We start from the raw sequence: 13,886 nt of genomic DNA, 5'->3' as shown, positions 1-13,886 counted from the left end.
CGCCCACCCGCGTCCGCGGTTATCCACAGGCGGGCACCGGGCACGTCAGCCGAGGCCGAGCCGCAGGATGAACAGCCCGGGATAGATCGCGAACACCACCGACAGCGGCAGGATCAGGAAGACCAGCGGCAGGAGCATCAGGATCTCCTTGCGCCCGGCCTGCTCGATGAGGGTGCGCTTGGCCTCCTCCCGCGCGTCCCCGGCCTGGGCGTGCAACACGGCGGCCAGCGGTGCTCCGTGCTCCAGTGCGGCGACGATCTGGTCCACCGCGCGCGAGAGTCCGGGCAGCTCAAGCCGTGCGGCCATATCGCCCAGCCCCTCCGCGAGCGTCGACCCGGTCCCCACCTCCAGCACGACGCGGCGCAGTTCCCCGGTCAGCTCACCCGACCCCACCCCGGCCACGCGCCGCACCGCGTCGAGGAAGCTCTCGCCGGCCGAGAGGCACAGCGCCAGGAACTCGAGGGTCGTCGGCAGTTCGTCGGCGAGCCGCGTGCGCCGAGCCCGGACGCGGGCGGAGAGCTGCATGTCGTAGGCGATCGCGGCCGTCGTGCCGGCGATCAGCGGGATCACGCCGACCGGCACGGACCAGCGACCGGCGAGCACGAGCACGATCACGGCGAGAGCGCCGGTCACGATACCCGCCAGGGTCCAGGCGAGCTGTCTGCCCCGGAACGCGACAGGACTCAGCGCGGATCCCGCCTGTGCCAGGCGCTTGCGCAGCACGTCGCCGTCGCCCACCAGCCGCTCGAGGACATCGCGCACCCGCTCGCCCGGAGAGCTCCGGTGCGCGGGTAGCCGTCCGACGCCGGGAAGCGCCGCCGCCGGCAGCCGCTCATCGTCCACCACGTCGCGCACGTAGGGGGCGATGCGAGACATCAGCGGCGCCGCCCGCCACCGGGGCAGCCGGGAGAGGAGAAGGAGGACCCCGGCCGCGAACCCGCCGCCCAGCAGGACCGCGGCCGCGAGCGCCGTGATCCCGGTCATCCGAACCACCGCCGCGGCTCGGGCAGGCGCCCGATGCGGACCATGATGCGGAAGGCTGCGACCGACACGACGGCCCCGACGCAGATCACCACCACGCCCTCGGGGGTGCCGTAGGCCTTCGCTCCCTCCGGACGCAGCACCAGCAGCGTCAGGATGACCCAGGGCGCGACCGCCCCCAGCACCGCCGCCCCGCGGATCCACGACTGCCGCGCTTCGACCTCGCCGCGCAGCGCCGCATCCGCCCTGACCGACGCGGACAAGGCCCGCAGCACCCCGATCAGCTCGGTGCCGCCCACCTGTCGCGCCATCCGCAGCGTCTCGACGATGCGATCGCCGATCGGGTCGGCCAGCGCATCCTTCAGCCGGTCGAGGCTCGACTCGAACCGCCCGCTGCCCTCCAGGTCGCGAGCGAAGGCGCGGAAGGCGGGTCGGAGCGCCGGGGGCGCGGACTCACCGAGCGACGCCACCGCGTCCGGGAGCGACAGCCCGACCCTGATCGACGCGATCAGCAGATCGCATACGTCGGGCCAGAGCTGTCGGCGCAGTCGCCGCAGTCGCCGCCTTCGGCCTCGCAGGAAGGCGACGGGGGCGACGCCTCCCGCGAGGATTGCCAGCGATGCCAGCACCGCGACCCCGGTCAGCAGCCAGACGATCGACCCGGCGATGAGGGCCGCCGCGGCGATCGCGGCGATCAGCACGGATGCGGGAAGCGAGGGGAAGCCGGCCTCCTCCCCGAGCCGCGTCAGGCGCCCCTGCGCAATCGCACGGGGTGCCCGTCGCTCCACCGGCCACAGCCAGGGCGCAAGCAGCAGGAGCAGGCCGGCCGCCAGCATCGCCCCGAGCAGCACGCTCACGATGCTCCCCCGACGAACTCCGCGAACGATGCCGCCGTGCCCCGCTGCTCTGCCATCGCGTCGTACACCGTCCGGCACTGCACGCGACCGTCGCGGACCTCGCCGGACGGGGCGAGGATCTCGCGGACGCGGCGTCGTCCTTCCCGATCCCGCTCGCAGTGCACCACGAGGTCGATCGCGGATGCCAGGGCGGGAGCGATGAAACCTCGGTCGATGTTCCGTCCGGCGAGCAGGGGCAGCAGGCAGAGCTTCTCGATCGCCTCGACCGCGCTGTTGGCGTGCACCGTGCACGCCCCCGGCACGCCGGTGTTGAGCGCCAGGACGAGGTCGAGAGCCTCGGCGTCGCGCACCTCGCCGACCACGAGCCGATCCGGGCGCATGCGCAGCGCCTCCTTCACCAGCCGTCGCAGGGTGATCTCCCCCGTGCCCTCCAGACTGGGCTGCCGTCCTTGCAACGCCACCACGTCGGGCCCGCCGACCGCGAGCTCGAAGGTCTCCTCCACCGTGACGATGCGCTGAGACGACGCGCACGCCGCGAGAAGCGCCCCGAGGATCGTCGTCTTGCCCGCGTGCGTCGCCCCGGACACGATCACGGTCGCCCCCTCGCGCATGGCGGTCGCCAGCTCCGCCGCCGTCGCGGGCGGCAGCGAGCCCTGCGCGACGAGCTCGTCCAGCGTGCGGTGCCCGGTGAGGAATTTGCGGATGTTCACGCTCCACGCGCCGCGCACCACGTCGGCGATCGCGACGTGCAGCCGAGAGCCGTCGGGCAGCGACGCGTCGACGAACGGCTGGCCGATGTCGACGCGGCGTCCCGAGGAGTGCAGCATGCGCTCCACGAGGTCGCGCACGACGGTCTCGTCGAGGCGCAGGCCGGTGCGCTCGGATGTGCCGCCGCGGGCCACGTGCACACCCCCGTCGCCGTTGACCCAGATCTCCTCGATGTCCGGCGCATCGAGGAGCGGCTGCAGGACCCCGAAGCCGCCGACCGCGGCGAGCACCTCCCTGATGCACGCGGTCTCGTCGTCCACGGGCTCCGCCCCGCGCGCCAGCGCGAGATCGTCGTAGCGCCGCACCTCCGAGCGCGCGATGGATCTCGCACGCTCCGGGTCGTCGGCCGGGTCGACGCCCTCGGCACGCAGGCGACGACGGACGTGTTCGGCGATGGCCGTGGAGGGATGGATCACCCGAGCATCCTGACAAGGATCGCCGCGGCCCCTCCGGAGTTATCCACACCGCCCTATCGACCAGCCCCGGGCGCTGTCAACCGTGTCGCGGCAGGTCCCACCCGCCGCCTACGCTGGGCCGACGAGCCGCGAGGAGACGACGTGCAGCGCGCCACACCAGCCACCCCCGACCCCACCGTCACGGTGGTGATCCCGGTCAAGGACGACGCCGCCGAACTGCACCGCTGCCTCACGGCGCTCGCCGCGCAGACGCGCGCCCCGGACGAGATCCTGGTGGTCGACAACGCCTCCACCGACGCGTCCGGCGCGGTCGCGTCCGCTCACGGCGTGCGGCTCATCCACTGCGCGACACCCGGCACGGCCGCGGCGAGCGCAGCCGGCTACGACGCCGCGTCGGGAGACGTGCTCCTGCGTCTCGATGCCGACTGCATCCCGGACCGGCAGTGGGTCGAGGTCATGCTCGCGGCCTGCGTGCGCGACCCCGGGGTCGCGGCGTGGACCGGGGGCGCGCTCTTCCTCGACGGACCGCGACTGCTGCGCCGCCCGCTCGCGACCGCGTATCTGCTCGCCTACGCCCTGGTGTGCGGCAGCGCCCTCGGACATGCACCGCTGTTCGGCTCGAACCTCGCGCTCCGGCGCTGGGCGTGGCGCGACGTGCGCGAGCGGGTGCACCGCGACGACCCCGAGGTGCACGACGACCTCGACCTCGCGTTCCACCTCGGCGAACGCCACCGCATCCGCTGGGCGCGCGAGGCGGGGATGGGCATCTCGATGCGTCCCTTCCACAGCGGCCGTTCGTTCGCCCGCCGCGTGCACCGCGGCGTCCGCACGGTGCTGATCCACTGGCCGGAGGACTTCCCGCCCGTGCGGTGGACGCGGCTGGCCCTGCGCCGTACGCTGCATCGGCTCGGCGTCCCCGCTCCGGCGAGGTGGCGGTCGTGAGCGCGCCGCTCCTCGGCCGTCCGCGCGACACCGAGCTGCTGATCATGAGCGTCAACGTGCGCCGCGACCTCGGTGTGCTGGCGGTGCGGGCGGCCGACCGCTGGGCCACCCGCCGGGACCACGTCGCCGCGATGCTGCGCGCCGAGCGGCCGCATGTGCTCGCGGTGCAGGAGGCCCTGCCCACGCAGGCGCGTGCGATCCGGGCGGCCCTCGGCCCCGCATACGGCTCGATCGGCCACGGTCGGCGTCCCGGTCCCCGCGGCGAGGGATGCCCGGTGTTCTACGACAGGGAGCGGCTCGAGCTGCTCGACGGATGGCAGCGCGCGCTGTCCGACCGTCCCGAGGTGCCGGGCTCGATCGCGTGGACGAGCGTCCTGCCGCGGGTCGTCGTGGGCGCGCGGTTCCGCGACCGGCGCTGCGGGGTCGAGTTCACGCTCCTCAACACGCACCTGGACGCGTTCTCGCCGTGGGCGCGGAGGCGGCAGGCCGCAGAGGTGCATGCCGCGGCGGTCGCGGCGGGGACTCCGGTCGTCGTCACCGGAGACCTCAACGCGGCCGAGGGCTCGGCGCCGTGGCGGGCACTCACCGCGGGCGGGGCGCTGCGCGACACCTGGCGTGTGGCAGACAGCAGGGCGACGCCGGCGTGGGGCACGTTCGCGCACTACCGGACGCCCCGGGTCGGCCGACGCATCGATGCGATCATCGCGTCCGCGGAGGTGCACGTGGTCCGGGCGGGGATCGATCCGCGGCAGCACGGCGGCGGCTGGCCGTCGGACCACCTTCCGGTTCAGGCCCTGGTCGACCTCGCTCCGCCGGCACCGGGTCCCCTCGGGGAGGGCGCATGAAAGACGACTTCCTCCGCCCGCCCCGCACCGTCGCCGAGTACGCGGCCGACGGCGTGCGGGCGATCGGCGTGCTGAGCGTGATCATCGCGGCGATCTGGTCGACCCCCACCGACGCGGGCGTGCTGGCGTTCGCGCTCCCGGCGCTCATGCTGCCCCGTGCGCTCGGCTTGCGCGGGGGAGCCGACCTCGCGGTCGGAGCGATCGTGCTGATCGCGGCCGTGAGCAACGTGTTCGACCTGTACCGCTCGCTGCCGGGCTGGGACCTCGTGGTGCACTTCCTCTGCACGGGTGTGATCGCCGCCACCGGCTACGTGGTGCTCGCGCGCCTCGGCATCGTCCCTCCCCAGGGCTCCCCCGCGTTCCGCCCGCGTCTCCCGCTCGTCGTCTGCCCGCTCATCGGACTCGCGGCCAGCGCGCTGTGGGAGATGGTCGAGTGGGCGGGCCGCACGTTCATCACGACGGAGATCTTCGTCACCTACGAGGACACGATCGGGGACATGGCGATGGGCGGGCTCGGCGCCCTGGTCGCGGGAGCCGTCGTCGCGGTGGTCGGACTCGAGCGCGATCCGCGCCGCTGAGACGGGAAACTGCGGGCCGATCCCCAGAGTGGAGCTCGGCCCGGGTCAGTAGACTGAACCCACCGCGCGGGAGTGGTGGAATTGGCAGACACGCAGGATTTAGGTTCCTGTGCCTCACGGCGTGTGGGTTCAAGTCCCACCTTCCGCACGACGGGTGCTGTGGCATCCCTCATCGCACTACCGCCGACAATTCACGACCGACGGGACTCCTTCCGTGCTCGAAAGCATGCTGCACGCACCGACCGCCCTCATCCCCTGGCTGGATCCGCAGACGATCATCGCCGCGGCAGGGCCCTGGGCACTGCTCGTCGTGTGCTTCATCGTGTTCGCCGAGACCGGGCTCCTGGTCGGCTTCCTGCTCCCCGGTGACACGCTCCTGATCATCGCCGGGCTGCTCACCCACACCAGCAACGTCTTCGGCGTGAACATCTGGGTCGTCACGCTCCTCATCGCGCTGTCGGCGTTCATCGGCGGCGAGGTCGGCTACTACATCGGCCACAAGGGCGGTCCGGCCATCTTCGAACGCAAGGAGTCCGGCCTCTTCAGCAGGAAGAACGTCGAGCGCACCAACGCCTTCTTCGAGCGGTTCGGCGGCATCACCGTGATCCTCGCCCGCTTCGTCCCCATCGTGCGCACCTTCGCCCCGGTCGCGGCCGGCGTGGGCCACATGCCGTGGCGGCGCTACACCCTCTACAACCTCATCGGCGCGATGCTGTGGGGCTTCGGACTCACGATGGTCGGCTACCTGATCGCGTACATCCCCTGGGTGCGCGACCTCGTCGTCGACTACATCGACGTGATCCTCCTGATCGCCGTCGGTGGCACGGCCGCGGTCACGCTGTGGCACTACCTCACGGAGCGTCACAAGGCGAAGAAGGCCGCGGCGGCGGGCGAGGATGTGGTGACCGACCACCGCGAGGCCGAGGAGCTCGCCCTCGATCCCGAGGTGTTCGACCGCGCGCCCGACCTGGACGGCGACGGCAAGCACTGACCCGGTCCACCGGGTCCGGCACGTCAGCCGGCGCTCTTCGCGCGCTTCTCCTTCGACCGCGCCACGCTCGCCCGCAGGGCCTCCATGAGGTCGATCACCTCGCCGCCGTCCGCCGCCTTCTCGGTGTCTCCGAAGGTCTCCGCGACATCGAAGGTCTCCCCCGCGTCGATCTTCGCGTCGATCAGGGTCCGGAGCTCCTTCTGGTACTCGTCGACGAACTCCTCCGGGTCGAAGTCGGCGGAGTAGCTGTCGACCAGGGAGGACGACAGCTCGAGCTCCTTCTTCGAGATCCGCACGTCCTCGTCGAGCGAGGGGAACTCCGCCTCGCGCACCTCGTCCGACCAGAGCAGCGTCTGCAGCACCAGCACCTTGCCCCGCACGCGCAGCGCCGCGAGTCGCGTCTTCTGCCGCAGGGTGAAGCGCACGATCGCCGTGCGGTCGGTCTGCTCGAGCGTCTTGCGCAGCAGCACGTACGCCTTGGGCGACTTCGAATCCGGCTCGAGGTAGTAGGGCTTGTCGAGCGTGAGCGGGTCGACCTGGTCGGACGGCACGAACTCGACCACGTCGATCTCCCGGCTCTTCTCCGCCGGGAGGGCCGCGAGGTCGTCCTTGGTGAGCACGACCGTCTGTCCGTCCTCCACGTAGGCGCGGTCGATGTCGGAGTACGCGACGGTCTCGCCGCACACCTCGCACGTGCGCTGATAGCGGATGCGCCCGCCGTCCTTGTCGTGCACCTGATGCAGCGGCACGTCGTGGTCCTCCGTCGCCGAGTACACCTTGACCGGGACGTTCACGAGCCCGAACGTCAGCGCGCCCTTCCAGATGGTCCTCATCCCACCAGTAGACACCAGCCCCACCTGTCACGACCAGCCCTTGACTACGCTGGGCCCATGGTGGGAGAGGCGCAGGTCGTGCAGATCGACGGCCGACGGCTGCGCGTCACGAACCTCGACAAGATCGTGTACCCCGCCACCGGCACCACCAAGGGCGAGATCATCGCCTACTACACCGCGATCGCGCCGCAGCTGCTGCCGCTCCTGCACGGTCGCCCCGTCACCCGGAAGCGCTGGGTGGAGGGGGTGGGGACCGCAGAGGCCCCGGCCGACGCGTTCTTCACGAAGCAGCTCGAACCCGGCGCCCCGGAGTGGATCGCCCGCCAGGCCATCCAGCACTCCGACGGACCGAAGGAGTATCCGCTGGTCGACGACGTGCCGACGCTGGTGTGGCTCGCCCAGGTGGCCGCGATCGAGCTGCACGTGCCGCAGTGGCGGTTCACGGCGGACGGTCTGCCCGGACGCCCCGACCGCCTGGTGCTCGACCTCGATCCCGGTCCGGGCGTCGGGCTGCCCGAGTGCGCCGAGGTCGCCCGCCTGGCCCGGGTGCTCCTGCGGGGCATGGGCCTCGATCCGCTCCCGGTGACCAGCGGCAGCAAGGGCATCCACCTCTACGCCGCCCTGCCAGGGGAACAGACCAGCACCGAGGTCTCCGCGGTCGTGAAGGAGCTCGCCCGCATCATCGAGAACGAGCACCCCGACCTCGCCACCAGCGTGATGTCGAAGGCCGTCCGTGGCGGGCGCGTGTTCCTCGACTGGAGCCAGAACAACGCCAAGAAGACCACGATCTCCCCGTACTCGCTGCGGGGGCGCGAGCGGCCGTGGGTCGCGGCGCCGCGCACGTGGGACGAGCTCGACGATCCGGGGCTCGCGCACCTCGAACTCGACGAGGTGCTGGCACGGGCCGCCTCGGGCATCGATCCGCTCGCATCGCTCCACCCGTCCCCCCACACCGCCGCTCCGGTCGCGGCGCCTCCCGCGCGCGAGTCCGCGGTCGCCGCCACATCCCGGCCGGCCGAGTCCCCCGCCCGCAAGCGGCGCCCGCTGGCCACCGCCGCCGCGCCCACCGCGGGCACCACACTGCCCTCGCTCGACCCGATGCTCGCCGAGACCGGCACGCCGGCGCTCGCTCGGGGCCTCAGCTCCCCGTCGTGGGTCGAGGTGAAGTGGGACGGGATCCGGGCGATCGGCACCTGGCGCGACGGTCGCATGCTGCTCCACGCCCGGCGCGGCACCGACATCACCGCGCGATACCCCGAGCTCACGGCCGACGGGGCGCCGTTCCTCCCGGTCGACGAGGCGATCGTCGACGGGGAGATCGTCGCGTTCGACGCCCACGCACGGCCGAGCTTCTCCCTGTTGCAGAACCGGATGCACCTGACCCGCCCGCGCGAGATCGAGCGCGAGGTGGTGCGCACGCCCGTCGTCTACATGCTGTTCGACCTGCTCCGGCTCGACGGGCACGACCTCACGGGCATGCCGCTGCGCGAACGCCGCACGCTGCTGGAAGACCTGGTCGCCGACCTCGAGGCGCCGGTCCAGGTGCCGCCGGTGTTCGACGACGTGGACGCGGCCCTCGGCGCGAGCGACGAGTTCGGTCTCGAGGGCGTCGTGGTCAAGGACCCCGCGTCCCGCTACCGCCCCGGCGTCCGCTCACCGTCCTGGCTCAAGCTGAAGAACACGCGCATGCAGGAGGCCGTGATCGTGGGCATCCGTCCGGGCAAGGGCGAACGCGACGGCACGCTCGGGTCCCTGCTGCTGGCCGTGCCCGACGAGGGAGAACTGCGCTACGTGGGACGGGTCGGCACGGGGTTCAGCGACCGGATGCTCCGCGAGCTGATGGCGCGCCTCGAGCCGCTGCGGGTGTCCGCTCCGCCGCTCGACGGCGTGCCGAGGCCCGACGCCTCGGACGCGCTGTGGGTGCGACCGCAGCTCGTGGGCGAGGTCGAGTTCGGCAACTGGACACCGGACGGCATCCTGCGTCACGCGCGGTGGCGGGGCCTCCGGCCGGACAAGACCCCCGACGAGATCACCGTCGAGGAGTGAGCGCCGCCCGCCGCGTCACGCGTGGTGCGGCTCGCAGTCCGACTGCTCGGCTGGCTCGATCTGGAAGGTGGAGTGCGCCACGTCGAAGTGGTCGGCGAGGCACGACTGCATCTCGGCGAGGAGAGCGGCGGAGCGCCCGTCCGCCAGGAGCGCGGGCTCCACACTCACGTGGGCGGTGAACACCGGGGCTCCGCGCGTGAGCTGCCACACGTGCACGTCGTGCACGCCGACCACCCCTGCATAGCCGAGCAGGTGTGTGCGGATCTCGCTGACGGCCGTGCCCTTCGGAGCCGATTCGGACAGCACCGAGAAGACCTCGCGCAACAGCGAGATCGCCCGCGGGATGATCATGGCCGCGATGAACAACGAGGCGATGGCGTCGGCCGGCATCCAGCCCGTGAGCAGGATCACGGCGGCCGCGACGATGACGGCCAGCGAGCCCAGCAGGTCTCCCATCACCTCCAGGTAGGCCCCGCGCACGTTGATGCTGGTCTTCTGGGCTCGGCTGAGCAGCCACATCGACACGGCGTTGGCCACCAGGCCGACGACCGCGACGACGAGCATGAGACCGCCGGCGACCTCCACCGTGTTCGGATTCAGCAGGCGCTCGACCCCCTGGACGGCCACCACGGTGGCCAGCGCGATCAGGATCACCGCGTTGACCAGCGCGCCGAACACCTCGGCGCGCTGGTAGCCGAACGTCCGACGGTCGTCCGCGGGTCGGGCGGCGACGGTGGCCGCGATGAGCGCGATCACGAGCGCGGAGGCGTCGGTGAACATGTGGGCCGCGTCGGCGAGCAGCGCCAGCGATCCGGTGAGCAGAGCGCCGACCACCTGCACGATCATGACCGTGGCGGTCAGCGTCAACGAGATGGCGAGCAGGCGTCTGCTGCTCGCCGAGCGGAGACCGCCGGGCGCGGGCGCGTGATCGTGCATGCCTCCAGGCTAGACCGGGGATCGCCCCGGAACGGCCGATCCTGGCTAGTCGGGAAGGGTAACGATTCTCACCGTCAGCAGGACTTCTCCGCGGCCGCCCAGGTCAGAGTCCCGCGAGCAGGGGCATCAGGGCGGTGAAGGCGCGGGCGCGGTGCGACTGCGCCTGCTTCTCCTCGGCGGTGAACTCCCCGACCGTGCGCTCGGCTCCCGCGTCCTGGCCGTCCGGGACGAACACGGGGTCGTAGCCGAAGCCGCCGTCGCCGGACGCCGCGTGCGCGAGCCGCCCCGGCCAGATCCCCTCGACCACGTGCTCGGCTCCACCCGGGACCACGAGCGCGATCGTCGACGTGAAGTGTGCGGCTCGGTGCGGGTCGGCGATGTCGCGGAGCTGGTCGAGCAGCAGCTCCCGGTTCGCCACCGCGTCCTTCTTCTGTCCGGCCCAGTACGCGGAGAAGACACCGGGTGATCCGCCGAGCACGTCCACGCAGATGCCCGAGTCGTCGGCGAGCGCCGGAAGCCCGGTGTGCGCGGCGGCCGCCCTGGCCTTGAGCAGCGCGTTCTCCGCGAAGGTCACGCCGTCCTCCACGGGCTCGGGGCCGTCATAGCCGACCACCTCCAGGTCGGGCCTGGCCTGGGCGACGATCTGCTGGAACTCCTCGACCTTGTGCGGGTTGTGGGTCGCCAGGACGACGCGCACGGTCACTCCCCCGCCAGCGCCGCGAGCTGCCGCGCCTTCAGGTCTTCGCAGCCCGCGAGTCCCAGCTCCAGGAGCGCGTCGAGCTCGCGCTTGTCGAACGGCGCCCCCTCGGCGGTGCCCTGCACCTCGACGAACAGGCCGCGACCGGTCACGACCACGTTCATGTCGGTCTCGGCGCGCACGTCCTCGACGTACGCGAGGTCGAGCAGGGGCTCGCCGTCGACGATCCCGACCGACACCGCCGCGACCGAGTCGAGCAGCGGCGTCGAGTTGCGCCCGATGAACTTCTTCTCGCGGCCCCACTCGATGGCGTCGGCAAGGGCGACGTAGGCGCCCGTGATGGCCGCCGTGCGGGTGCCGCCGTCGGCCTGCAGCACGTCGCAGTCGATCACGATCGTGTTCTCGCCGAGCGCCTTGGTGTCGACCACGGCGCGCAGGGCACGGCCGATGAGCCGCGAGATCTCGTGCGTGCGACCGCCGATGCGTCCCTTCACGCTCTCGCGGTCGTTGCGGCTGTTGGTCGCGCGCGGGAGCATCGCGTACTCGGCCGTCACCCAGCCCTTGCCCTTGCCGGTGAGCCAGCGCGGCACGCCGTTCGTGAACGAGGCGGTGCACAGCACCTTGGTGCCCCCGAAGCTGATCAGGGCCGATCCCTCGGCCTGCGCGCTCCAGCCGCGCTCGATGGTGATCTCGCGCAGTTGCGAGGCGGAACGGCCGTCGGCACGGACGATGTCGGTCATGGGCTTCTCTCGGTTCGGGACGGGCGAGCGGATCAGCGCGCGTCGAGCGCGGGGTCGGGGAGGGTGATGACGCCGGTGTGGACGAGCTGCACGTCGCGCACCTCGCGGCCCATCAGCCGGTTGGCGAGCGCGGTGAAATCGTCGGCCGAGTCGCCCGTCGCCTCGTAGACGTAGGTGGCGGTGGCATCCGCAGGGGCCAGCAGATCGCCGCGCACGAGCTGACGGTAGACGTCGCCGGCCGTCTCGTCATCGCTCGACACGAGGGTCACGCCTTCGCCCATCACGTAGCTGATGGCACCCCGGAGGAACGGGTAGTGGGTGCAGCCGAGGACGAGCGTGTCCACGTCGGCCTCTCGCAGCGGCGCGAGGTACTCCTCCGCGACGGCGAGCACCTCCGGGGTTCCGGTGACCCCGGCCTCGACGAACTCGACGAACCGCGGACAGGCGGCCGTGAAGACCTGCAGGCGCTCGTTCACCTCGAGCATGTCCTGGTACGCGCGGGAGCCGATCGTGCCGACCGTGCCGATCACGCCGACCCGGCCGTTGCGCGTGGTCGAGACGGCTCGGCGCACCGCGGGGCCGATGACCTCCACCACCGGGACGTCGTAGCGCTCGCGCGCATCGCGCAGCATCGCCGCCGAGGCCGTGTTGCAGGCGATCACGAGCATCTTCACGCCCTGGTCGACCAGGGTGTCGAGCACCTCGAGAGCGTAGCGGCGCACGTCGGCGATCGGCTTCGGGCCGTAGGGCGAGTGCGCGGTGTCGCCGATGTAGACGAAGGATTCTCTGGGCAGCTGGGCGCGGATGGCCCTGGCCACCGTGAGCCCGCCGACACCGGAGTCGAAGATCCCGATCGGCGCGTCATTCATGACTCCCCAGCCTACCCGCGCGCGGCAGGGCGCGCGTATCGCGGCTCACTATGCTGGGCGGATGACCACGTCGACGGTGCTGCTCACCGACCGTTACGAGCTCACGATGCTCGCCGCCTCGCTCCGGGACGGCACCGCGTTCCGTCCGAGCGTGTTCGAGCTGTTCTCGCGTCGGCTGTCCGGCGGCCGGCGCTTCGGCGTCGTCGCGGGCACCGGGCGCCTGCTGAGCCTGCTCCGCGACTTCCGGTTCGGCGACGACGAGCTGCGCTTCCTGCGCGACGAGCAGGTCGTCGACACCGAGACGCTCTCCCACCTCGAGCGTTACCGCTTCACGGGCTCGGTCCGCGGGTACCGCGAGGGCGAGCTCTACTTCCCCGGCTCCCCCATCCTCACGGTGGAGGGATCTTTCGCGGATGCCGTCGTCCTGGAGACCCTCGCGCTGAGCGTGCTCAACCACGACTCCGCGGTCGCGACGGCCGCGGCGCGCATGAGCATCGCGGCCGGTGAGCGACCGCTGGCCGAGATGGGATCTCGCCGTGCGGCCGAGCGCTCCGCCGTCGCCGCGGCCCGCGCCGCCTACATCGCGGGCTTCACCGCCACGAGCAACCTGGAGGCCGGCCGCACGTGGGGCATCCCCACGATGGGCACGGCGGCGCACTCCTGGACGCTGCTGCACGACTCCGAGGAGGACGCCTTCCGCGCCCAGGTCGCGAGCATGGGCGTCGACACCACCCTGCTGGTCGACACGTACGACATCCGCAGCGGCGTCGAGACGGCGATCCGCGTGGCAGGAACCGAGCTGGGCGGCGTCCGGATCGACTCCGGTGACCTGCCGATCGTGGCCGCCGAGGTCCGCGCACAGCTGGACGAGCTGGGAGCGACGGGAACGCGCATCACCGTCACCAGCGACCTCGACGAGTACGCGATCGCCGCTCTCGCCGCGTCACCCGTCGACGCGTACGGCGTCGGCACCTCGGTCGTGACCGGGTCCGGCTACCCCACCGCGAGCATGGTGTACAAGCTGGTCGCGCGGCAGGATGCCGACGGAGCCTGGATCGGGGTGGCCAAGGCCTCCGCCGACAAGGCGTCGTTCGGGGGGCGGAAGGCAGCGTTCCGGACGCTGTCCGACGGGGTCGCGACGGCGGAGACCGTCGTCGTCTCGGACGGGTTCGAAGAGCTCGACACGCCCGCTGAGCACGCGGACGGCCGGCCGCTCCAGGTCACTCTCGTGGAGGACGGCGACATCGACACCGCGCACGAGGGAGTCGCCGGGACGGCGGCCGCCCGCGCACATCACCTTCGCGTGCGCGAGGAGCTGCCGGTGCGCGCCCTGGCGCTCAGCAAGTCCGACCCGGCGATCCCGACCGTCTACCTCGAGGCCGACTGA

Annotated in this window: 14 protein-coding genes and 1 tRNA gene; 7 read left to right on the top strand and 8 right to left on the bottom strand. The window is 72.1% G+C overall.

Annotation, left to right across the window (positions count from 1 at the left end; translation table 11 throughout):
- Positions 1-45: 45 nt before the first annotated feature.
- Genes ACWH95_RS17195 through ACWH95_RS17185 form a run of 3 tightly spaced genes read right to left on the bottom strand, consistent with a single transcriptional unit; the run spans position 46 to position 3,022 of the window.
- Positions 46-984 (bottom strand): type II secretion system F family protein, encoded by a 939-nt coding sequence (locus tag ACWH95_RS17195; protein ID WP_454121068.1) that lies wholly within the window; start codon positions 982-984, stop codon positions 46-48.
- On the bottom strand, positions 981-1,838 hold the full coding sequence (locus tag ACWH95_RS17190; RefSeq protein ID WP_206253168.1) for a type II secretion system F family protein: 858 nt from the start codon (positions 1,836-1,838) through the stop codon (positions 981-983). Before ACWH95_RS17190 ends, ACWH95_RS17195 begins: the two co-directional genes overlap by 4 nt.
- A complete protein-coding gene (locus ACWH95_RS17185; RefSeq protein ID WP_454121067.1) occupies positions 1,835-3,022 on the bottom strand; it encodes a CpaF family protein in 1,188 nt (395 codons plus the stop codon). Before ACWH95_RS17185 ends, ACWH95_RS17190 begins: the two co-directional genes overlap by 4 nt.
- A gap of 141 nt (positions 3,023-3,163) precedes the next feature.
- On the opposite strand from ACWH95_RS17185, the gene ACWH95_RS17180 reads away from it, so the two are divergent.
- From ACWH95_RS17180 to ACWH95_RS17160, 5 genes are all read left to right on the top strand, one after another.
- The gene (locus ACWH95_RS17180) at positions 3,164-3,964 is read left to right on the top strand and encodes a glycosyltransferase family A protein (RefSeq protein ID WP_454121066.1); all 801 of its coding nucleotides are present in this window, start codon (positions 3,164-3,166) and stop codon (positions 3,962-3,964) included.
- Complete coding sequence (locus tag ACWH95_RS17175; RefSeq protein WP_136035704.1) at positions 3,961-4,809, top strand: endonuclease/exonuclease/phosphatase family protein; 849 nt, start codon at positions 3,961-3,963, stop codon at positions 4,807-4,809. Before ACWH95_RS17180 ends, ACWH95_RS17175 begins: the two co-directional genes overlap by 4 nt.
- Positions 4,806-5,387 carry a hypothetical protein gene (locus ACWH95_RS17170; protein WP_136035702.1) on the top strand — a complete coding sequence of 194 codons (582 nt, stop codon included), beginning with the start codon at positions 4,806-4,808 and terminating at the stop codon, positions 5,385-5,387. The genes ACWH95_RS17175 and ACWH95_RS17170 overlap by 4 nt, the downstream gene beginning before the upstream one ends.
- 66 nt (positions 5,388-5,453) lie before the next feature.
- Positions 5,454-5,535: transfer RNA gene (locus tag ACWH95_RS17165), tRNA-Leu, on the top strand.
- Positions 5,536-5,613: 78 nt separating this feature from the next.
- Positions 5,614-6,378 (top strand): DedA family protein, encoded by a 765-nt coding sequence (locus tag ACWH95_RS17160; protein ID WP_136030635.1) that lies wholly within the window; start codon positions 5,614-5,616, stop codon positions 6,376-6,378.
- A gap of 23 nt (positions 6,379-6,401) precedes the next feature.
- Here the strand turns inward: ACWH95_RS17160 and ku are convergent, their stop codons facing one another.
- Positions 6,402-7,211 carry a non-homologous end joining protein Ku gene (gene ku, locus ACWH95_RS17155; RefSeq protein WP_136030633.1) on the bottom strand — a complete coding sequence of 270 codons (810 nt, stop codon included), beginning with the start codon at positions 7,209-7,211 and terminating at the stop codon, positions 6,402-6,404.
- 57 nt (positions 7,212-7,268) lie between these two features.
- Here ku and ligD point away from each other — a divergent pair, with 57 nt between their 5' ends.
- Positions 7,269-9,257, top strand: coding sequence for a non-homologous end-joining DNA ligase (ligD, locus tag ACWH95_RS17150; protein WP_454121065.1), 1,989 nt, complete (start codon positions 7,269-7,271; stop codon positions 9,255-9,257).
- Between the two features lie 15 nt (positions 9,258-9,272).
- Here the strand turns inward: ligD and ACWH95_RS17145 are convergent, their stop codons facing one another.
- The 4 genes from ACWH95_RS17145 to murI form a co-directional block, all read right to left on the bottom strand.
- Positions 9,273-10,193, bottom strand: coding sequence for a cation diffusion facilitator family transporter (locus ACWH95_RS17145; protein WP_136030629.1), 921 nt, complete (start codon positions 10,191-10,193; stop codon positions 9,273-9,275).
- Positions 10,194-10,296: 103 nt separating this feature from the next.
- A complete protein-coding gene (gene rdgB, locus ACWH95_RS17140) occupies positions 10,297-10,896 on the bottom strand; it encodes an RdgB/HAM1 family non-canonical purine NTP pyrophosphatase (protein ID WP_136030627.1) in 600 nt (199 codons plus the stop codon).
- Positions 10,893-11,630, bottom strand: coding sequence for a ribonuclease PH (gene rph / locus ACWH95_RS17135; RefSeq protein WP_136030625.1), 738 nt, complete (start codon positions 11,628-11,630; stop codon positions 10,893-10,895). The genes rdgB and rph overlap by 4 nt, the downstream gene beginning before the upstream one ends.
- A gap of 32 nt (positions 11,631-11,662) precedes the next feature.
- Complete coding sequence (gene murI, locus ACWH95_RS17130) at positions 11,663-12,499, bottom strand: glutamate racemase (RefSeq protein ID WP_136030623.1); 837 nt, start codon at positions 12,497-12,499, stop codon at positions 11,663-11,665.
- A 61-nt stretch (positions 12,500-12,560) separates the two neighbouring features.
- On the opposite strand from murI, the gene ACWH95_RS17125 reads away from it, so the two are divergent.
- Complete coding sequence (locus ACWH95_RS17125; protein WP_454121064.1) at positions 12,561-13,886, top strand: nicotinate phosphoribosyltransferase; 1,326 nt, start codon at positions 12,561-12,563, stop codon at positions 13,884-13,886.

The sequence above is a fragment of the Microbacterium sp. NPDC055502 genome (assembly GCF_053643635.1).
Note: the sequence above shows the minus strand (reverse complement) of the source record. Positions and strands in the feature narration are given on the sequence as shown.

Excerpts from the sequence above, each read along its gene's own strand:
- ACWH95_RS17195 (WP_454121068.1), bottom strand. The coding sequence starts at position 984 with ATGACCGGGATCACGGCGCTCGCGGCCGCGGTCCTGCTGGGCGGCGGG.
- ACWH95_RS17170 (WP_136035702.1), top strand. The coding sequence starts at position 4,806 with ATGAAAGACGACTTCCTCCGCCCGCCCCGCACCGTCGCCGAGTACGCG.
- ACWH95_RS17160 (WP_136030635.1), top strand. The coding sequence starts at position 5,614 with ATGCTGCACGCACCGACCGCCCTCATCCCCTGGCTGGATCCGCAGACG.
- ku (WP_136030633.1), bottom strand. The coding sequence starts at position 7,211 with ATGAGGACCATCTGGAAGGGCGCGCTGACGTTCGGGCTCGTGAACGTC.
- ligD (WP_454121065.1), top strand. The coding sequence starts at position 7,269 with ATGGTGGGAGAGGCGCAGGTCGTGCAGATCGACGGCCGACGGCTGCGC.
- ACWH95_RS17145 (WP_136030629.1), bottom strand. The coding sequence starts at position 10,193 with ATGCACGATCACGCGCCCGCGCCCGGCGGTCTCCGCTCGGCGAGCAGC.
- rph (WP_136030625.1), bottom strand. The coding sequence starts at position 11,630 with ATGACCGACATCGTCCGTGCCGACGGCCGTTCCGCCTCGCAACTGCGC.
- murI (WP_136030623.1), bottom strand. The coding sequence starts at position 12,499 with ATGAATGACGCGCCGATCGGGATCTTCGACTCCGGTGTCGGCGGGCTC.
- ACWH95_RS17125 (WP_454121064.1), top strand. The coding sequence starts at position 12,561 with ATGACCACGTCGACGGTGCTGCTCACCGACCGTTACGAGCTCACGATG.